Annotated in this window: 22 protein-coding genes and 2 pseudogenes; 17 read left to right on the plus strand and 7 right to left on the minus strand. The window is 61.8% G+C overall.

Going from position 1 to position 18,399, the window contains the following annotated elements; genetic code table 11:
- Positions 1 to 6: 6 nt before the first annotated feature.
- From AB4O25_RS16755 to AB4O25_RS16780, 6 genes are all read left to right on the plus strand, one after another.
- Positions 7 to 912 (plus strand): energy transducer TonB, encoded by a 906-nt coding sequence (locus AB4O25_RS16755; RefSeq protein WP_017530976.1) that lies wholly within the window; start codon positions 7 to 9, stop codon positions 910 to 912.
- 77 nt (positions 913 to 989) lie between these two features.
- Positions 990 to 1,559: a YqgE/AlgH family protein gene (locus tag AB4O25_RS16760; protein ID WP_017530975.1), complete on the plus strand. Its 570-nt coding sequence runs from the start codon at positions 990 to 992 to the stop codon at positions 1,557 to 1,559.
- A complete protein-coding gene (gene ruvX / locus AB4O25_RS16765) occupies positions 1,559 to 1,996 on the plus strand; it encodes a Holliday junction resolvase RuvX (RefSeq protein WP_003176676.1) in 438 nt (145 codons plus the stop codon). Before AB4O25_RS16760 ends, ruvX begins: the two co-directional genes overlap by 1 nt.
- An 83-nt stretch (positions 1,997 to 2,079) precedes the next feature.
- Complete coding sequence (gene pyrR, locus AB4O25_RS16770; RefSeq protein WP_065879317.1) at positions 2,080 to 2,586, plus strand: bifunctional pyr operon transcriptional regulator/uracil phosphoribosyltransferase PyrR; 507 nt, start codon at positions 2,080 to 2,082, stop codon at positions 2,584 to 2,586.
- A 24-nt stretch (positions 2,587 to 2,610) separates the two neighbouring features.
- Positions 2,611 to 3,615 (plus strand): aspartate carbamoyltransferase catalytic subunit, encoded by a 1,005-nt coding sequence (locus AB4O25_RS16775; RefSeq protein ID WP_017530972.1) that lies wholly within the window; start codon positions 2,611 to 2,613, stop codon positions 3,613 to 3,615.
- Entirely contained in the window at positions 3,612 to 4,883 is a 1,272-nt protein-coding gene (locus tag AB4O25_RS16780) for a dihydroorotase (protein ID WP_460149801.1), read from the plus strand. Before AB4O25_RS16775 ends, AB4O25_RS16780 begins: the two co-directional genes overlap by 4 nt.
- Positions 4,884 to 5,025: 142 nt before the next feature.
- Here AB4O25_RS16780 and AB4O25_RS16785 read toward each other — a convergent pair whose 3' ends face one another.
- Positions 5,026 to 5,454 (minus strand): NINE protein, encoded by a 429-nt coding sequence (locus tag AB4O25_RS16785; RefSeq protein ID WP_017530970.1) that lies wholly within the window; start codon positions 5,452 to 5,454, stop codon positions 5,026 to 5,028.
- Between the two features lie 250 nt (positions 5,455 to 5,704).
- Between AB4O25_RS16785 and AB4O25_RS16790 the strand changes: the two genes are divergently transcribed.
- Positions 5,705 to 6,340 carry a C40 family peptidase gene (locus AB4O25_RS16790; protein WP_017530969.1) on the plus strand — a complete coding sequence of 212 codons (636 nt, stop codon included), beginning with the start codon at positions 5,705 to 5,707 and terminating at the stop codon, positions 6,338 to 6,340.
- Between the two features lie 150 nt (positions 6,341 to 6,490).
- On the opposite strand, the pseudogene AB4O25_RS16795 reads toward AB4O25_RS16790, so the two are convergent.
- Positions 6,491 to 7,526: pseudogene (locus tag AB4O25_RS16795) on the minus strand (type IV pilus twitching motility protein PilT).
- Positions 7,527 to 7,583: 57 nt separating this feature from the next.
- Here AB4O25_RS16795 and AB4O25_RS16800 point away from each other — a divergent pair.
- The 9 genes and pseudogenes from AB4O25_RS16800 to AB4O25_RS16840 all read left to right on the plus strand — a co-directional run bounded on the left by AB4O25_RS16800 (position 7,584) and on the right by AB4O25_RS16840 (position 14,218).
- Positions 7,584 to 8,270: a YggS family pyridoxal phosphate-dependent enzyme gene (locus AB4O25_RS16800; protein WP_017530967.1), complete on the plus strand. Its 687-nt coding sequence runs from the start codon at positions 7,584 to 7,586 to the stop codon at positions 8,268 to 8,270.
- Positions 8,271 to 8,303: 33 nt separating this feature from the next.
- Positions 8,304 to 9,122, plus strand: coding sequence for a pyrroline-5-carboxylate reductase (gene proC, locus AB4O25_RS16805; protein ID WP_065879315.1), 819 nt, complete (start codon positions 8,304 to 8,306; stop codon positions 9,120 to 9,122).
- A gap of 25 nt (positions 9,123 to 9,147) precedes the next feature.
- Complete coding sequence (locus AB4O25_RS16810) at positions 9,148 to 9,735, plus strand: YggT family protein (RefSeq protein ID WP_460149802.1); 588 nt, start codon at positions 9,148 to 9,150, stop codon at positions 9,733 to 9,735.
- Between the two features lie 126 nt (positions 9,736 to 9,861).
- Positions 9,862 to 11,012: pseudogene (gene metX, locus AB4O25_RS16815) on the plus strand (homoserine O-succinyltransferase MetX).
- Complete coding sequence (gene metW / locus AB4O25_RS16820; RefSeq protein WP_003234603.1) at positions 11,009 to 11,629, plus strand: methionine biosynthesis protein MetW; 621 nt, start codon at positions 11,009 to 11,011, stop codon at positions 11,627 to 11,629. Before metX ends, metW begins: the two are co-directional and overlap by 4 nt.
- Positions 11,630 to 11,649: 20 nt before the next feature.
- Complete coding sequence (locus AB4O25_RS16825) at positions 11,650 to 12,084, plus strand: DUF4426 domain-containing protein (RefSeq protein WP_017530963.1); 435 nt, start codon at positions 11,650 to 11,652, stop codon at positions 12,082 to 12,084.
- The gene (rdgB, locus tag AB4O25_RS16830) at positions 12,081 to 12,677 is read left to right on the plus strand and encodes an RdgB/HAM1 family non-canonical purine NTP pyrophosphatase (protein WP_460150977.1); all 597 of its coding nucleotides are present in this window, start codon (positions 12,081 to 12,083) and stop codon (positions 12,675 to 12,677) included. The genes AB4O25_RS16825 and rdgB overlap by 4 nt, the downstream gene beginning before the upstream one ends.
- The gene (gene hemW / locus AB4O25_RS16835; protein ID WP_017530961.1) at positions 12,674 to 13,876 is read left to right on the plus strand and encodes a radical SAM family heme chaperone HemW; all 1,203 of its coding nucleotides are present in this window, start codon (positions 12,674 to 12,676) and stop codon (positions 13,874 to 13,876) included. Before rdgB ends, hemW begins: the two co-directional genes overlap by 4 nt.
- Positions 13,877 to 13,894: 18 nt before the next feature.
- Positions 13,895 to 14,218, plus strand: coding sequence for a DUF3392 domain-containing protein (locus AB4O25_RS16840; protein WP_003176691.1), 324 nt, complete (start codon positions 13,895 to 13,897; stop codon positions 14,216 to 14,218).
- Positions 14,219 to 14,358: 140 nt separating this feature from the next.
- Here AB4O25_RS16840 and trmB read toward each other — a convergent pair whose 3' ends face one another.
- The 4 genes from trmB to AB4O25_RS16860 form a co-directional block, all read right to left on the minus strand.
- Positions 14,359 to 15,084, minus strand: a complete 726-nt coding sequence (trmB, locus tag AB4O25_RS16845) for a tRNA (guanosine(46)-N7)-methyltransferase TrmB (protein ID WP_058426548.1) — start codon at positions 15,082 to 15,084, stop codon at positions 14,359 to 14,361.
- Positions 15,085 to 15,093: 9 nt separating this feature from the next.
- Complete coding sequence (locus AB4O25_RS16850; protein WP_017530960.1) at positions 15,094 to 15,888, minus strand: thiazole synthase; 795 nt, start codon at positions 15,886 to 15,888, stop codon at positions 15,094 to 15,096.
- Between the two features lie 48 nt (positions 15,889 to 15,936).
- On the minus strand, positions 15,937 to 16,137 hold the full coding sequence (gene thiS / locus AB4O25_RS16855) for a sulfur carrier protein ThiS (protein ID WP_017530959.1): 201 nt from the start codon (positions 16,135 to 16,137) through the stop codon (positions 15,937 to 15,939).
- Positions 16,138 to 16,216: 79 nt separating this feature from the next.
- Positions 16,217 to 16,591, minus strand: coding sequence for a DUF423 domain-containing protein (locus AB4O25_RS16860; RefSeq protein ID WP_017530958.1), 375 nt, complete (start codon positions 16,589 to 16,591; stop codon positions 16,217 to 16,219).
- Positions 16,592 to 16,665: 74 nt separating this feature from the next.
- Here AB4O25_RS16860 and mtgA point away from each other — a divergent pair, with 74 nt between their 5' ends.
- The gene (gene mtgA, locus AB4O25_RS16865; protein WP_017530957.1) at positions 16,666 to 17,388 is read left to right on the plus strand and encodes a monofunctional biosynthetic peptidoglycan transglycosylase; all 723 of its coding nucleotides are present in this window, start codon (positions 16,666 to 16,668) and stop codon (positions 17,386 to 17,388) included.
- Between the two features lie 122 nt (positions 17,389 to 17,510).
- On the opposite strand, the gene rpoH is transcribed toward mtgA, so the two are convergent.
- Positions 17,511 to 18,365 (minus strand): RNA polymerase sigma factor RpoH, encoded by an 855-nt coding sequence (gene rpoH / locus AB4O25_RS16870; protein ID WP_003176698.1) that lies wholly within the window; start codon positions 18,363 to 18,365, stop codon positions 17,511 to 17,513.
- Between the last annotated feature and the right edge of the window lie 34 nt (positions 18,366 to 18,399).

Here is an 18,399-nt window from a genome sequence, read left to right on the forward strand (position 1 = left end):
TTTGTCATGACACTCCCGTCCAATCTGCCTCCCGAACTCTCCCATAGCGGCGTGCGCCCGGCTGATCGGCTCGGTTTTACCCTGTTTCTGGCCGCGCTGATTCACCTGGCCGTGCTCCTCGGCGTGGGGTTCACCATGGTCGAGCCCAAGCAGATCACCAAGACCCTGGAAATCACCCTCGCCACGTTCAAAAGCGAAAAAAAGCCTGAGAAGGCAGACTTTCTCGCCCAGGACAACCAGCAGGGCAGCGGCACCCTGGACAAGAAAGCCATCCCCAAGACCACTGAAGTGGCGCCGTTCCAGGACAACAAGGTCAACAAAGTCACGCCACCTCCGGCGCCCAAGCCCGAAATCAAGCAGGCCACGCCCAAGCCAGCGGTGGCCACCGTCGCGCCCAAACCGCAAAAAGCGCCGGTCCAGCGCGAAAAAACCAAGACCGAGCCGCAGCCGGAACCGGTGAAGCCAGCGCCGACGTTTGACAGCTCGCAGCTGTCCGACCAGATCTCCAGCCTGGAAGCCGAACTGGCCAATGAACAGCAGCTGTACGCCAAGCGCCCACGCATCTACCGCCTGAACGCCGCCTCCACCATGCGCGATAAAGGCGCCTGGTATAAGGACGAGTGGCGCAAGAAGGTCGAGCGTATCGGCAACCTCAATTACCCGGACGAGGCCCGTCGCCAACAGATTTACGGCAACTTGCGGCTATTGGTGTCGATCAACCGCGATGGCTCGCTCTATGAGGTACAGGTGCTGGAATCCTCCGGCCAGCCGCTGTTGGACCAGGCCGCCCAGCGCATCGTGCGCCTGGCCGCGCCGTTCGCCCCGTTTACCGGGGACTTGAACGACGTGGACCGCCTGGAAATCATCCGCACCTGGAAATTCGCCAAGGGCGATCGGCTCTCCAGCAACTGACCGCTGCCTGTGTAGTGAGCGCACAACACAAGAACTCCAGCTTGTCAGTTCGCCCCTCCAACGCCACACTAGCGGACATGAAAAATGTCAGCCCGACTTACCTCAAGCACCAATTCCTGATTGCCATGCCCCACATGGCCGACCCGAACTTTGCGCAGACCTTGACCTATATCGTCGAGCACACGGCCAATGGTGCCATGGGGTTGGTGGTAAACCGCCCGCAGGAGCTGAGCCTGGCCGATATCCTCGAGCAGTTGCGCCCCGAGATAGAGCCGCCGGCCCGTTGCCAGCATGTGCCGATCTACATCGGCGGGCCGGTGCAGACTGATCGAGGTTTTGTGCTGCACCCCACCGGGCCCAAGTTCCAGGCCACGGTGGACCTGGACGGTGTGTCGCTGTCCACCTCCCAGGACGTGTTGTTTGCGATTGCCGATGGCGTGGGCCCCGAGCAAAGCGTCATCACCCTGGGTTACGCCGGCTGGGAAGCCGGGCAGTTGGAAACCGAACTGGCCAGTAATGCCTGGCTGACCTGCCCGTTCGACGCCGACATCCTGTTCAACACCGCCAGCGAACTGCGCCTTGAAGCGGCCGCCGCCAAGCTGCGAGTCAACCTTAGTTTGTTGACCAGCCAGGCAGGGCACGCCTGATGGCCTTGCGTCTGATCCTGGGTTTTGACTACGGCACCAAACAGATCGGCGTTGCGGTCGGCCAGGTCATCACCGGCCAGGCCCGCGAACTGTGCACCCTTAAGGCCCAGAACGGCATACCGGACTGGAATCAGGTCGAAGCGTTGATCAAAGAATGGAAACCCGATGCGGTGGTGGTCGGCCTGCCTCTGAACATGGACGGCACCCCCAGCGACATGTGCCTGCGCGCCGAAAAGTTCGCCCGCCGCCTCAACGGCCGCTACAACATTCCCTTCTATACCCACGACGAACGCCTGACCACCTTCGAAGCCAAGGGTGAGCGACGTGACCGTGGCGGGCAAAAGGGCAGCTACCGCGACAACCCCGTGGACGCTATCGCGGCCGCGCTGCTGTTGCAGGGTTGGCTGGATGAAAACACGGCGTTATTTGAATCCTGACTGACGCGGCTTGCCGCGTCTTTTTACGTTTGAGCCCGGACCTTGCAGGCCACCCGCCGCGCAAGGCGTTTGAAGGAGCCACCATGAGCCTGCCGAATCCCACCGAACTGATCGCCCAGATGGCGACACGCCTCAAGGCGCACCTGGAACACCGCAGCATCAGCGAGCCGCGCTTTATCGGCATTCGCACCGGCGGTGTGTGGGTGGCGCAGGCGCTGCTGGAGGCACTGGACAGCGATTCGCCCCTGGGCACCCTGGACGTATCCTTCTACCGCGACGACTTCAGCCAGAACGGCCTGCACCCGCAGGTGCGCCCGTCCGCCCTGCCGTTCGAAATCGAAGGCCAGCATCTGGTGTTGATCGACGACGTGCTGATGAGCGGCCGCACCATCCGCGCCGCCATGAACGAGCTGTTCGACTACGGCCGCCCGGCCAGCATCACGCTGGTCTGCCTGCTGGACCTGGACGCCGGCGAACTGCCGATCAGCCCGGATGTGGTCGGCGCCACGCTGTCGCTTGCCGCCCGGCAACGGGTAAAATTGTCCGGTCCCACGCCGCTCGAACTCGAACTGCAAGACCTTGCCCTTTAAACCGCCTTGTAAAGAGTCCCCGCGATGACGCCTCTAGATGCCAAGCGCCCGCTGCAGCTCAATGCTCAGGGCCAGTTGCAACACTTCTTGTCCCTCGACGGTTTGCCCCGCGAACTGCTCACCGAAATCCTCGACACGGCCGACTCGTTTCTCGAAGTCGGTGGCCGGGCGGTGAAGAAAGTCCCACTGCTGCGCGGCAAAACCATCTGCAACGTGTTCTTCGAGAACTCCACGCGCACCCGTACCACCTTTGAACTGGCGGCCCAGCGGCTGTCGGCCGACGTGATCACGCTGAACGTGTCCACCTCGTCGGCGAGCAAGGGCGAGACACTGCTCGACACCCTGCGCAACCTGGAAGCCATGGCCGCCGACATGTTCGTGGTACGCCATGGCGACTCCGGCGCCGCGCATTTCATCGCCGAGCACGTGTGCCCGCAAGTGGCGATCATCAACGGCGGCGACGGCCGCCACGCCCACCCGACCCAGGGCATGCTCGACATGCTCACCATTCGTCGGCACAAGGGCAGCTTTGAAAACCTCTCGGTGGCCATCGTCGGCGACATCCTGCATTCGCGTGTCGCGCGCTCGAACATGCTGGCCCTGAAAACCCTGGGTTGCCCCGACATCCGCGTCATCGCGCCAAAGACCCTGCTGCCGATCGGTATCGAGCAATACGGCGTGAAGGTCTACACCGACATGGCCGAAGGCCTCAAGGGCGTGGACGTGGTGATCATGCTGCGCCTGCAACGCGAGCGCATGGCCGGTGGCCTGCTGCCGAGCGAAGGTGAATTCTATCGCCTGTTCGGCCTGACCACCGCACGCCTGGCCGGGGCCAAGCCGGATGCCATCGTGATGCACCCGGGCCCGATCAACCGAGGGGTGGAGATTGAGTCGGCAGTGGCCGACGGCAACCAGTCGGTGATCCTCAACCAGGTCACCTACGGCATCGCCGTGCGCATGGCAGTGTTGTCCATGGCCATGAGCGGGCAAACCGCGCAACGTCAATTCGAGCAGGAGAACGCCCAGTGAAGCTCAGCATTATTGGCGCTCGCGTTATCGACCCGGCCAGTGGCCTGGATCAAGTGACCGATCTTCATCTGGAAGCCGGCAAGATCATTGCCCTCGGTGCCGCCCCCAGCGGCTTCAGCGCCAGCCAGACCATCGACGCCAAAGGCCTGGTCGCCGCGCCTGGCCTGGTGGACCTGAACGTCGCCCTGCGCGAGCCCGGTTACAGCCGCAAAGGCAGCATCGCCAGCGAAACCCGCGCCGCCGCGGCCGGTGGCGTGACCAGCCTGTGCTGCCCGCCGCATACCAAGCCAATCCTGGACACCTCGGCGGTGACCGAGCTGATCCTCGACCGTGCCCGTGAAGCTGGCAATTGCAAAGTGTTCCCCATCGGCGCCCTGAGCAAAGGCCTGGAAGGCGAACAGCTTGCAGAGCTCATTGCGCTGCGCGACGCCGGTTGCGTGGCCTTCGGCAACGGTTTGGAGAGCTTTCGCAGCACCCGCACCCTGTGCCGCGCCCTGGAATATGCGGCCACCTTCGATCTAACGGTGATCTTCCACTCCCAGGACCGCGACCTGGCCGAAGGCGGCCTGGCCCATGAAGGCGCCGTGGCCAGCTTCCTCGGCCTGCCGGGCATTCCGGAAACCGCCGAAACCGTGGCCCTGGCCCGCGACCTGCTGCTGGTGGAACAAAGCGGCGTGCGTGCGCACTTCAGCCAACTGACCAGCGCCCGAGGCGTGGCCCTGATTGCCCAGGCCCAGGCCCGTGGCCTGCCGGTGACGGCGGATGTGGCGTTGTATCAGTTGATCCTGACGGATGAGGCGCTGATCGACTTCTCCAGCCTGTACCACGTGCAGCCGCCGCTGCGCACCCTGGCCGACCGCGACGGTTTGCGCGCGGCGGTGAAGTCGGGTGTGGTCTCGGCGATCTCCAGCCACCACCAACCCCACGAGCGCGACGCCAAGCTGGCGCCGTTTGGCGCGACAGAACCGGGTATCAGCAGCGTCGAGCTGTTGCTGCCGTTGGCGATGACGCTGGTGGAAGATGGCTTGCTGGACTTGCCGACATTGCTGGCGCGCCTGAGCGCCGGCCCGGCCGAAGCCTTGCGCCTGCCGGCGGGTAAGCTGGCGGTGGGTGCGGCGGCGGACCTGGTGCTGTTTGATCCGGCAAGCTCCACGATTGCCGGCGAACACTGGTTGTCCAAGGGCGAGAACTGCCCGTTCATCGGCCATGCATTGCCGGCGACGGTGCGTTACACGCTGGTAGACGGCCGCATCAGCTACCAGGTCTAAAATCAGTCTAGAGCGAGCACAGTAACCATGTGGGAGGGGGCCTGCTCCCGATAGCGGTGTATCAGTCACTTAATTGTTTACTGATGCACCGCAATCGGGAGCAAGCCCCCTCCCACAGTTGGTTATGTGTAGGCTTCTGGAGTCAACGTCCGCCATTGCGCTCGGCATTGCGAATCGAGATCTGCGTATTCAGCGTCCAGAAGTCATACAGCACCCCCACCAGGAACAAGCCGCCGGTCAGCAGGTAGATCAGGCCGGAGATCCATTTGCCCTGGTACATGCGATGCACACCGAACACCCCAAGAAACGCCAACAGGATCCAGGCCACGTTGTATTCGATGGGCCCGGCGGTAAAACGCAGGTCGGCTTCACGGTCCATGGCCGGGATCAGGAACAGGTCGATCAACCAGCCAATACCCAACAGGCCAAGGGTGAAAAACCAGATCGTACCGGTAACGGGTTTACCGTAATAAAAGCGGTGCGCCCCGGTAAAACCGAAAATCCACAATAGGTAACCGATCACCTTGCTGTGGGTGTCTTGCTGTGGACCAACCTGTTGATAGGTGTTCATGGCGTACCTCTTTTGCTTCGATAGATAAATTTTTTCACTTTCTTTGTGACTTTTTTACGCGCGCCCGACGTACGGCAAATGGTATCTTCACTGCCCTGAAAGCCTTATGCCACCTGACTTGTGTAGGACAATTGCGGCGAATCGTCGCGTTTTTCCGGGTTTTGACCCCAAGGTTCAGTCGACAAACGGCCTGAGAACGACACAAAAAGCTGTTATAAAGTTGCGCGCAAACCCATAAGAGCCACGCCTAATGCGACCATTTTTCAAGACATGGCTAACCATTTGCCTATTAATGCCACTGGCCGCCCACGCCACCAATCGTGAGCAACGACTTCCGAACGTTAACGGTTTTACCCCTAAAGTCCACAGCACCCCAAGCACTGCCAAATCGGTAAAGCCGACCGTCAGCCGCCCGACTCAACTGAGCAAGGCCCACGGTAAAACAGCCCCAGGCCTGATGGCAGTCAACACCAAGCAAAGCAGCAACGTCCTCAGCCGCGCTGTAAATGTGCTCGGTACGCCTTATCGTTGGGGCGGCAGCAGCCCAAGTAAAGGGTTCGACTGCAGCGGCCTGGTGAAATATGCGTTTAACGACGTCGCCGCCGTGGACTTGCCACGCACCTCCAATGCCATGGCCGCCGGCCACGGGCAGAAGGTTGACCGCAAGGATCTGAAACCCGGCGACCTATTGTTCTTCAAACTCAAGAGCCGCCAGGTGAACCACGTTGCCATCTACCTGGGCAACGACCGCTTCATTCACGCACCGCGTCGTGGCAAGTCGGTAAGCATCGACACCCTGAAAAAACCGTTCTGGGACAAGAACTACGTGATTGCCAAGCGGGTTCTGCCCAAAGAGCAGAACAGCTTGCGGGTAGTGCAGCGCTGATCCGAAGCTGAAACGCCGTAAATGTGGGGGGGGGTTGCTCCCGATGGCAGTGAGTCAGCTACAAATAAGCTGACTGATCCACCGCTATCGGGAGCAAGTCGAATCATCGCACCGCCCCTCCCACATTTGATTTTTGTCGTTCACAAACCCTCAGATATCCCCAGGCACCCGCGCTTTCTCTCGCGCCTCTTCACGGCTGATCACTCCCTCCGTGACCAGCGCCTTCAAACTCATATCCAGCGTTTTCATCCCCAGCGCCCCGCCCGTCTGGATCGCCGAGACCATCTGCGCCGCCTTGTCCTCGCGGATCAGGTTACGAATGGCTGGCGTGCCCAGCATGATTTCATGGGCCGCCACGCGCCCGCCGCCGAGCCTCTTCACCAGTACCTGGGACACCACGGCTTGCAGCGACTCCGACAGCATCGAACGCACCATGGCTTTTTTCACCTGCAGGGAACACATCCACCAGGCGGTCTACGGTCTTTGCCGCCGAGGTGGTGTGCAAGGTGCCGAACACCAAGTGCCCGGTCTCTGCCGCCGTCAACGCCAGGCGAATGGTTTCCAGGTCGCGCAACTCGCCCACCAGGATCACATCCGGGTCTTCGCGCAGTGCCGAGCGCAGCGCTGCCGCAAAGCTGTGCGTATCACGGTGTACCTGGCGCTGATTGATCAGCGCGGTTTTCGGCCTGTGGATAAATTCGATGGGGTCTTCCAACGTGAGGATGTGCTGGCGCCGGTGCTGGTTGAGATGATCGATCATCGCCGCCAGGGTGGTGGACTTGCCGGAGCCGGTAGGCCCGGTCACCAGTACCAGGCCGCGCGGCAACCGGGCGATACGCTGGAATACATCGCCCAAGCCCAGGTTCTCCAAACTCTGGACCTCGGCCGGGATGGCGCGAAACACTGCGCCCATGCCGCGATCCTGCTGGAACACGTTTGCCCGGAACCGCGCCACGCCGGGCAGCTCGAAGGAAAAATCCGTTTCAAGAGATGTTTCGAAATCGTTTTGTTGGTGCTCGTTGAGCAAAGGGCTTAACAAGTCCGCAACTTGCCGGGATGAAAGCACCGGCCAATCCAGGGGCCAAACCTCGCCATCGATTCTCAGCATGGGCACCAGGCCAGCCGACAGATGCAGGTCGGAGGCGCCCCGGCGCACCCCAACCGTAAGCAATTCAGTGATATCCATAGGGCTTTCCATTTCCAGTAGAATGCCGCGGACTCCATATCCACGGGCGCATCTTGAATGTCGACGATAGCAGACAATATCGGCCAGGTTAGCGGGCGCATCCGCGCCGCGGCCGAGGCCGTGCAACGTGACGCAAACAGCATCCACCTGCTGGCCGTGAGCAAGACCAAACCCGCGCCAGCTGTGCGCGAAGCCTATGCCGCCGGGCTGCGCGACTTCGGCGAGAACTATCTGCAGGAAGCCTTGGGTAAACAGGCCGAATTGACCGACCTGCCCTTGAGTTGGCACTTCATCGGCCCCATTCAATCGAATAAGACTCGCGCCATCGCCGAGAACTTCGACTGGGTGCATTCCGTGGACCGCCTCAAAATTGCCCAACGCCTGTCCGAACAACGCCCGGCCGAGCTGCCGCCGCTGAACATTTGCATTCAGGTCAACGTGAGTGGCGAAGCCAGCAAGTCCGGCTGCACGCCCGCCGACCTGCCGGCCCTGGCCAACGCGATCAGCGCCCTGCCGCACTTGAAGCTGCGCGGTTTGATGGCGATTCCCGAGCCGACAGAAGATCGGGCCGAGCAAGATGCGGCGTTCGCCACCGTGCGCGACCTGCAAGCCCGTTTGAACCTGCCGCTCGACACACTTTCCATGGGCATGAGCCACGACCTTGAGTCGGCTATCGCCCAGGGTGCCACCTGGGTGCGGATCGGTACCGCCCTGTTTGGTGCCCGCGACTACGGCCAGCCATGAAATGGCTGACTTCCCTCTGAGTAAGGACCTGTCATGAGCAACACGCGTATTGCCTTTATCGGCGCCGGAAACATGGCGGCCAGCCTGATCGGCGGCCTGCGGGCCAAGGGCCTGGACTCCACGCAGATCCGCGCCAGCGATCCGGGTGAAGAGACCCGCGCCCGCATCAGCACCGAACATGGCATCAACACCTTCGCCGACAATGCCGAGGCCATCCAGGGCGTCGACGTGATCGTGCTGGCGGTCAAGCCGCAGGCCATGAAGGCCGTGTGCGAGAGCCTGCGCCCGAGCCTGCAGCCGCACCAACTGGTGGTGTCCATTGCCGCCGGCATCACCTGCGCCAGCATGAACAATTGGCTCGGCGCCCAGCCGATCGTGCGCTGCATGCCCAATACCCCGGCGCTGCTGCGCCAGGGTGTAAGCGGCCTGTACGCCACCGCCCAAGTGAGCGCCGAACAGCGTGAGCAGGCCCAGGAGTTGCTGTCCGCCGTGGGCATTGCCCTGTGGCTGGAACAGGAGCAGCAACTGGACGCGGTCACCGCCGTGTCCGGCAGCGGCCCGGCCTATTTCTTCCTGCTGATCGAGGCCATGACCGCCGCCGGCGTGAAGCTGGGGCTCTCCAAGGAAGTTGCCGAGCAACTGGCCGAGCAAACCGCCCTGGGCGCGGCGAAGATGGCCGTCACAAGCGATGTGGACGCGGCCGAGTTGCGCCGTCGCGTAACGTCACCGGGCGGCACCACGCAAGCTGCGATCGAATCGTTCCAGGCCGGGGGCTTTGAAGCCCTGGTAGAAAAAGCACTGGGTGCCGCGGCGCATCGTTCGGCCGAAATGGCCGAGCAGCTGGGCAAATAGTCGTCTCCCTACGAAGGAATACATGATGCTTGGACTCAATGACGCCCTGATCTTCATCATCCAGACCTTGGGCAGCCTGTACCTGCTGATCGTGCTGATGCGTTTTATCCTGCAACTGGTGCGGGCGAACTTCTACAACCCGCTGTGCCAGTTCGCGGTGAAAGCCACCCAGCCGCTGCTCAAGCCACTGCGCCGCATAGTGCCGAGCATGTTCGGCCTGGACATGTCGTCGCTGGTGCTGGCACTGCTGCTGCAGATCCTGCTGTTTGTGGTGGTCTTGATGCTAAATGGCTACCAGGCCTTCACGGTGCTGCTGTTGCCGTGGGCGCTGATCGGTATCTTCTCGCTGTTTTTGAAGATCATCTTCTGGTCGATGATCATCAGCGTGATCCTCTCCTGGGTCGCACCCGGCAGCCGCAGCCCTGGGGCAGAACTGGTGTACCAGATCACCGAGCCGGTGCTGGCGCCGTTCCGTCGCCTGATCCCCAACCTGGGCGGCCTGGATATCTCGCCGATCTTCGCGTTTATCGCGATCCAACTGATCCAGAGCTGGGTGATTCCGCGCCTGGCATTCTATGCGTTCATGCCTAAAGAGCTGTTTGGCTTGATCTGACACGCGGAACAAATGTGGGAGCAAGTCGCGCACCGCGCTCCCACATTTTGCTCCGTGCGGGCCTTTGCTTGCCGCTGGGGTTCCCGCTCTTTAGACTTACGCCTCATTTAAACGAGAGCAGGGTCGATGCCAGCTGCCTTCCCCCCGATTCTGTTGGACTGGTCGTGCCGCAAGTGGCGCACTTCAGCGAACCCCTGGCCCTGGCCTGCGGTCGCTCGCTGCCAGCCTACGACCTGATCTATGAAACCTACGGCCAATTGAATGCCACGGCGAGCAACGCCGTGCTGATCTGCCACGCCCTGTCCGGCCATCACCACGCCGCCGGTTTCCACTCTGCCGACGAGCGCAAGCCCGGCTGGTGGGACAGCTGCATCGGCCCCGGCAAGCCCATCGATACCACCAAGTTCTTTGTGGTCAGCCTGAACAACCTCGGCGGTTGCAACGGTTCCACCGGCCCCAGCAGCCTCAACCCGGAAACCGGCAAGCCATTCGGCGCCGACTTCCCCGTGCTCACCGTGGAAGACTGGGTGCACAGCCAGGCGCGCCTGGCCGACCTGCTCGGCATCAACCAGTGGGCGGCGGTGATCGGCGGCAGCCTGGGCGGCATGCAGGCATTGCAATGGACCATCACTTACCCGGATCGCGTGCGCCATTGCCTGGCCATCGCCTCGGCCCCCAAGTTGTCGGCACAGAACATCGCCTTCAACGAAGTGGCGCGCCAGGCAATCCTTACCGACCCCGAGTTCCACGGCGGCTCGTTCCAGGAAGCGGGTGTGATCCCCAAGCGCGGCTTGATGCTGGCGCGGATGGTCGGGCATATCACTTACCTGTCCGACGATTCCATGGGCGAGAAATTCGGCCGTGGCCTCAAGAGCGAGAAGCTCAACTACGACTTCCACAGCGTCGAATTCCAGGTGGAAAGCTACCTGCGCTATCAGGGCGAGGAGTTTTCCGGGCGTTTCGACGCCAATACCTACCTGCTGATGACCAAGGCCCTGGACTATTTCGACCCGGCGGCCAATCACGACGATGACCTGGCGAAAACCTTCGAGCACGCCACAGCCAAGTTCTGCGTGATGTCATTCACCACCGACTGGCGCTTCTCACCGGCGCGCTCGCGTGAGCTGGTGGATGCCCTGATGGCCGCCAAGAAAGACGTCTGCTACCTGGAGATCGACGCACCGCAAGGCCACGACGCCTTCCTGATTCCGATCCCACGCTACCTGCAGGCGTTCAGTAACTACATGAACCGTATTTCGCTTGTGAGAACGCCATGAGAGCCGACCTGGACATCATCCAAGACTGGATCCCCGCCGGCAGCCGCGTGCTCGACCTGGGCTGCGGCGACGGCGAACTGCTGAGCTGGCTGCGCGACCACAAGCAAGTCACCGGCTACGGCCTGGAAAACGATCCGGACAACATCGCCCAGTGCGTGGCCAAGGGCATCAACGTCATTGAGCAGGATCTGGACAAGGGCCTCGGCAACTTTGCCAGCAACAGCTTCGACATCGTGGTGATGACCCAGGCCCTGCAAGCGGTGCATTACCCGGACCGGATCCTCGACGAAATGCTGCGCGTAGGCCGCCAGTGCATCATCACCTTCCCCAATTTCGGGCACTGGCGCTGCCGCTGGTACCTGGCCACCAAGGGCCGCATGCCGGTATCGGATTTCCTGCCCTACACCTGGTACAACACGCCGAACATCCACTTCTGCACCTTTGAAGACTTCGAAGCGCTATGTGGCGAGCGTGAAGCCAAGGTGATCAACCGCCTGGCCGTCGATCAACAGCATCGCCACGGCTGGGCGAGTAAGCTATGGCCCAACCTGTTGGGCGAAATCGGTATCTACCGGGTCAGCAGCCCTGGCCTGACCGACCACAAGATTGCCGTCTAATCATTTCAAGAGGGACGCTCATGAGTCGTCTGGCTATTTTTCTACTGACTGCGTGCCTGGGCGCCAACGCCATGGCTGCGGACACTATCGACGCGAATCGCAAGAAAGACTTCGGTGACATCACGGTTCACTACAACACCTTTACCTCAAGCTTCCTGCCGCCAGAGACTGCACAGAAAATCGGCGTGGTGCGCAGCAAGGAAAAGGGCTTGATCAATGTGACCGTGATCAAGGGCGTGACCCCAGTCGCCGCGCAGGTGACCGGGACCATCAAGGACTTGGGTGGTAAAAGCGAGATCCTGACGTTCAAGCAAATCGAAGAGAAAGGCGGGATCAGCTACCTGGCGCCCTACTCCGTGACGCAGCGCGAATACAAGACGTTCACCATCAACGTCGAAACCGGTGGCAAAGCCCACGGTTTCCAATTCAACCAAGAACTGTTCCCGGCCAACTGATGACGCTCACACAACTCGTACTGGCCAGCCACAACGCCGGCAAACTCAAAGAACTGCAGGCCATGCTCGGCGAGTCCGTGCAACTGCGCTCAATTGGCGAGTTCAGCCAGGTGGAGCCCGAAGAGACCGGCCTGTCGTTCGTCGAGAACGCCATCCTCAAGGCCCGCAATGCCGCGCGCATTTCCGGCCTGCCGGCGTTGGCGGATGACTCTGGCCTGGCCGTGGACTTCCTCGGCGGCGCCCCTGGCATCTACTCGGCCCGTTACGCCGACGGCAAAGGCGATGCCGCCAACAACGCCAAGCTGCTCGACGCTCTCAAGGACGTGCCGGACGTGATGCGCGGCGCGCAGTTCGTCTGTGTGCTGGCCTTGGTGCGCCATGCGGACGACCCACTGCCGATCCTTTGCGAAGGCTTGTGGCACGGGCGCATCCTGCATGCGGCCAGTGGCGAGCATGGTTTTGGCTATGACCCGCTGTTCTGGGTGCCGGAGCGCAATATCTCCAGCGCCGAACTGAGCCCGGCCGACAAGAACCAGATCAGCCACCGCGCCCGTGCAATGGATCTGCTGCGCCAACGCCTGGGCCTGAAATGACCCACGACACTCCGGCGCTGGCGCTGATCCATGGCGGCGCGCAACCACCTCGGGCGGCCTTGCCGGTACTGCCGCCCCTGGCGCTGTATATCCACATCCCGTGGTGCGTGCGCAAATGCCCCTATTGCGACTTCAACTCCCATACCGCAAGCGCAGTGCTTCCGGAAGAAGAGTACGTAGACGCCTTGCTGGCTGACCTGGACCAGGACCTGCACGCCGTTTACGGGCGGGAGCTGAGCTCGATCTTCTTTGGTGGCGGCACGCCCAGCCTGTTCAGCGCAGCGGCACTGGGCCGCCTGCTCGAGGGCGTGGAAGCGCGCATCCCGTTTGCCGGCGATATCGAAATTACCCTGGAAGCCAACCCCGGCACCTTCGAACAAGAAAAGTTCGTGGCGTATCGCAAACTGGGGATCAATCGCCTGTCCATCGGCATCCAGAGCTTCCAACAGGCAAAACTCGAGGCGCTGGGCCGCATCCACAACGGCGATGAGGCCGTTCGCGCCGCCGGCATGGCGCGCCAGGCCGGGTTCGATAACTTCAACCTGGACCTGATGCACGGCTTGCCCGACCAGTCCCTCGACGACGCCCTGAGCGACCTGCGCCAGGCCATCGCACTCAAGCCCACACATTTGTCGTGGTACCAGTTGACCCTGGAACCCAACACCGTGTTCTGGAACCAGCCGCCCGCGCTGCCGGAAGACGACACCCTGTGGGACATTCAGGAAGCTGGCCAGGCACTGCTGGCCGAGCACGGTTACGCCCAATACGAAGTGTCGGCCTACGCCCAACCGGGCCGCCCGGCACGGCACAACCTGAATTACTGGAGCTTCGGCGACTTTATCGGCATCGGCGCCGGCGCCCATGGCAAGCTCAGCCATCCGGACGGGCGTATCGTGCGCACCTGGAAAACCCGCGCACCAAAGGACTACCTCAACCCGGCCAAAAGCTTCCAGGCCGGTGCGAAGGAACTGACCAACGACGAGCTGCCCTTCGAGTTCCTGATGAACGCGCTGCGCCTCACCGACGGCGTCGACGCCAGGCTTTATGCCGAACGTACCGGCCTCGACCTGGCCAGCCTTGACGAGGCGCGTCGCGAGGCAGAACAAAGTGGCTTAATGCAGGTCGAACCGTCACGCCTGGCGGCTACCGACCGCGGGCAACTCTTTCTCAATGACCTGCTGCAGAAGTTTTTGAGCTGACGCTCTTAAGGAAATCGAATGGATTTGGTACTCGACCTGCTCGCCACCGTATCCCGCTGGAGCCGTAGCAACCTGTCGGAAATCTCCCTGGCCCTCGTCGGCTGCTTGCTGGTGCTGTTCGGCGCCGACATCAAGGGCTGGGTCGAAGCGCGCCTGGGCAGCATCGCCGGCGCCCTGCGCGTGCCGCTGATGGCCCTGCTATGCATGATCGGCAGCGGTGCCGCGCTGATCTACGCCACGCCGTGGATTGTGCGAGGGTTGAGCCAGTTCAACAACTACAGCCTGGCGCCGGTGCTGGTGGTGGTGCTGGTGTTGATTGGGGTAGTGGCTGACCGCCGCTGATCTCAAACCCAACACATAACAAATGTGGGAGGGGGCTTGCCCCCGATTGCAGGGTGTCAGCCACCAAATCTTTGGCTGACACACCGCTATCGGGAGCAAGCCCCCTCCCACATTTGATTGCATTACAAGTCAGTGGCGAGTTAAGCCAACTTCTCGAACTTCAAATCCCAAACCCCATGCCCCAATCGCTCACCGCGACGCTCGAACTTGGTGATTGGACGCTCAGCCGGGCGCGGCACGCATTTGCCGTCCTCTGCCAGGTTGCGGTAGCCAGGGGCGACGTTCATCACTTCCAGCATGTATTCGGCATACGGCTCCCAGTCGGTGGCCATGTGCAGAATGCCGCCCACTTTCAGCTTGCTGCGCACCAGTTCGGCGAAGGACGCCTGGACGATGCGGCGCTTGTGATGACGGGCTTTGTGCCAAGGGTCGGGGAAGAACAGCATCAGACGATCGAGGCTGTTGTCGGCGATGCAGCGGTTGAGCACTTCGATCGCGTCGCAGTCGTAAACCCGTAGGTTGGTCAGGCCCTGGGTCAGCACGCCGTTGAGCAAAGCACCGACACCCGGACGGTGTACTTCCACGCCGATGAAGTCCTGGTCCGGCGCGGCGGCGGCCATTTCCAGCAGGGAATGGCCCATGCCGAAGCCGATTTCCAGGGAACGCGGGGCCGAACGGCCGAACACCTGGTCGTAATCCACCGGCGCGTCGGCAAGCGGCAATACGAACAGCGGCGTGCCTTGCTCCAGGCCTTTTTGCTGGCCTTCGGTCATGCGACCGGCGCGCATCACAAAGCTCTTGATGCGACGGTGCTTGGACTCGTCGCCTGCTTCCAGGGTGTTCGGCGTTTCGTTTGATTCAGTCATCAATGGCTCTTACTTGATCAGACCATCCAGCGGCGAAGAGGCGCTGGCGTAGAGTTTTTTCGGCATGCGCCCGGCGAGGTAGGCCAGGCGGCCCGCGACGATGGCGTGGTTCATGGCTTGCGCCATCATGATCGGTTGCTGGGCATGAGCGATGGCCGAGTTCATCAGCACCGCGTCGCAGCCCAGTTCCATGGCGATGGTCGCGTCGGAGGCAGTGCCCACGCCCGCATCCACCAGCACCGGGATCTTGGCTTCTTCGAGGATGATTTGCAGGTTGTAAGGGTTGCAGATACCCAGGCCGGAGCCGATCAGACCGGCCAGCGGCATCACTGCGATGCAGCCGATTTCGGCCAGTTGACGTGCAATGATGGGGTCATCGCTGGTATAGACCATCACGTCAAAGCCTTCCTTGACCAGGGTCTCGGCGGCCTTGAGGGTTTCGATCACGTTGGGAAACAGGGTTTTCTGGTCGGCCAGCACTTCCAGCTTCACCAGGTTATGACCGTCGAGCAGCTCGCGGGCCAGGCGGCAGGTGCGCACGGCTTCGATGGCGTCGTAGCAACCGGCGGTGTTCGGCAAAAAGGTGTAGCGGTCCGGTGACAGCACTTCGAGCAGGTTCGGCTCGCCCTCGATCTGGCCGAGGTTGGTGCGACGCACGGCGAAGGTGACGATTTCGGCGCCCGAGGCTTCGATGGCCAGGCGGGTCTCTTCCATGTCGCGGTACTTGCCGGTGCCGACCAGCAAACGGGACTGGTAGGTACGACCGGCCAGGACGAAAGGCTTGTCGCTACGAACGATGCTCATGGGAAATCCTCGTAATGGGGTGAGGTTCTGCAGAATCCGGGGAGGCGACTAGCCGCCGCCAATGGCATGGACCACTTCGACCTGATCGTTTTCTTTCAGCGCGGTCTCGGCGTGCTGGCTACGCGGGACGATATCCAGGTTGAGCTCCACTGCGACGCGACGCCCGGTCAGGTCCAGGCGGGTCAGCAGGGCCGCAACGGTTTCACCGTCGGGCAGTTCAAAGGGTTCGCCGTTCAACTGAATGCGCATGCCACGGGCCGCCATCGTTTTTAGGGGCCAGCATTCTAGCCCGATTGGGGCATGAAGGTCAGCTCCAAGCGTCAAGCGGTCACAGCTGCAAGCGCCAAGCGGCCAGCCCCAACAGCAACCAGCCGAGCAGGAAGGCCAGACCGCCGAACGGCGTGATGATGCCGAGTTTGCTGATGCCGGTCAGGGTCAGCACGTACAGGCTGCCGGAGAACAGCAGGATGCCGACCACGAACGCGATGCCCGCCCAGGTCACCAGGCGGCCCGGCAGGTGCGCCGCCAGCAACGCAACGCCGAACAGGGCCAGGGTGTGCACCAATTGGTACGTCACGCCGGTGTGGAAGATTGCCAGGTATTCGGCGCTCAGGCGGTTTTTCAGGCCGTGGGCGGCAAAGGCGCCGAGGGCCACACCGGTGAAGCCGAAAAAGGCAGCCAGCATCAGAAAGCTACGTAGCATGAGGAACTCCAGTCAGACTCATCGGGCAGGGTCTGTATAATGGCCCGCTCAACGGGTTCGGCCAAGCCATCTCTATGCTGCGTCTCCTCTTCAAACGCTGTCTCAACGTCATGAAATGGTTTGCCATTGGCAGTGTCTTGCTGGTGCTGCTGTTGCGTGTCGTCCCGCCACCGTTCACTGCGCTGATGGTGGAACGCAAGGTCGAATCCTGGTTCGACGGTGAGCCTATCGACCTGCAACGCACCTGGGTGCCGTGGGACGAGATTTCCGATGACCTCAAAGTCGCGGTGATGGCCGGTGAAGACCAGCGCTTCCCGCAGCACTGGGGCTTCGATTTCGGCGCGATCCAGGCGGCGATCCTGCACAACGAGCGTGGCGGATCGATTCGCGGCGCCAGTACGTTGAGCCAACAGGTGTCGAAAAACCTGTTCCTATGGGCCGGTCGCAGTTATTTGCGCAAAGGCCTGGAGGCGTGGTTCACCGGACTGATCGAGGTGTTGTGGCCCAAGCAGCGGATTCTTGAGGTGTACCTCAACAGCGTGGAATGGGATGAAGGGGTGTTTGGTGCCGAAGCGGCGGCGCGGCACCATTTTGGGGTGAGTGCCAAGGGGCTGTCGCGGCAGCAAGCCAGTTACCTGGCGGCGGTATTGCCTAATCCGCGGGTGTGGAGCGCCAGCCATCCAACGGCGTACGTGGCACGGCGCGCGGCGTGGATTCGCCAGCAGATGAGCCAGTTAGGTGGGGACGGCTATCTCGCGGAACTGAACAACGCTCGCAAAGCACCCTGGTCCGACTGACACGACACAAAACAAATGTGGGAGGGGGCTTGCTCCCGATTGCAGTAGGTCAGCCACGTGGATGTGGACTGACACTCTGCTATCGGGAGCAAGCTCCTCCCACCGTTTGATCGTGTCGCCCGTTAAGCGGCGATCGACAGTTTCAACTTGTTCATCGCGCTTTTCTCAAGCTGACGAATCCGCTCGGCCGACACGTTGTACTTCTGGGCCAGGTCGTGCAGCGTGGCTTTTTCTTCCGCCAGCCAGCGCTGGTAGAGGATGTCACGGCTGCGATCGTCCAGCACTTCCAGGGCTTCGTGCAGGTTGTGGTTGGAGTTGTCGCTCCAGTCGGCGTCTTCCAGTTGACGCGCCGGGTCGTACCGGTGGTCTTCCAGGTAGTTGGCCGGCGATTGGAAGGCGCTGTCGTCGTCCGCTTCGGCAGCCGGGTCGAAGGCCATGTCATGGCCGGTCAGGCGGCTTTCCATCTCGCGCACTTCGCGAGGCTCCACACCGAGGCTTTCAGCCACGCGATGGACTTCCTCGTTGTTCAGCCACGCCAGGCGTTTCTTCTGGCTGCGCAGGTTGAAGAACAATTTGCGCTGGGCCTTGGTGGTCGCGACTTTCACAATGCGCCAGTTGCGCAGGATGAACTCGTGGATTTCCGCCTTGATCCAGTGCACGGCGAACGACACCAGGCGCACACCCATTTCAGGGTTGAAGCGCTTTACCGCCTTCATCAGGCCAACGTTGCCTTCCTGGATCAGGTCAGCCTGGGCCAGGCCGTAGCCGCTGTAGCTACGGGCGATATGTACGACAAAACGCAGGTGGGCGAGCACCATCTGCCGAGCCGCCCCCAAATCCTGCTCATAGTAGAGACTCTCGGCCAGTTCACGCTCCTGCTCGGGCGTCAGCAAGGGAATGCTGTTGACCGTGTGCACATAGGCCTCAAGGTTCGCACCCGGGACCAAGGCATAAGCAGGTTGCAAAGAAGTGGTCATACGAAAAAACCTCCGACTCACATAACTCGTGCAG

Source organism: Pseudomonas sp. S3_A03 (assembly GCF_054668275.1).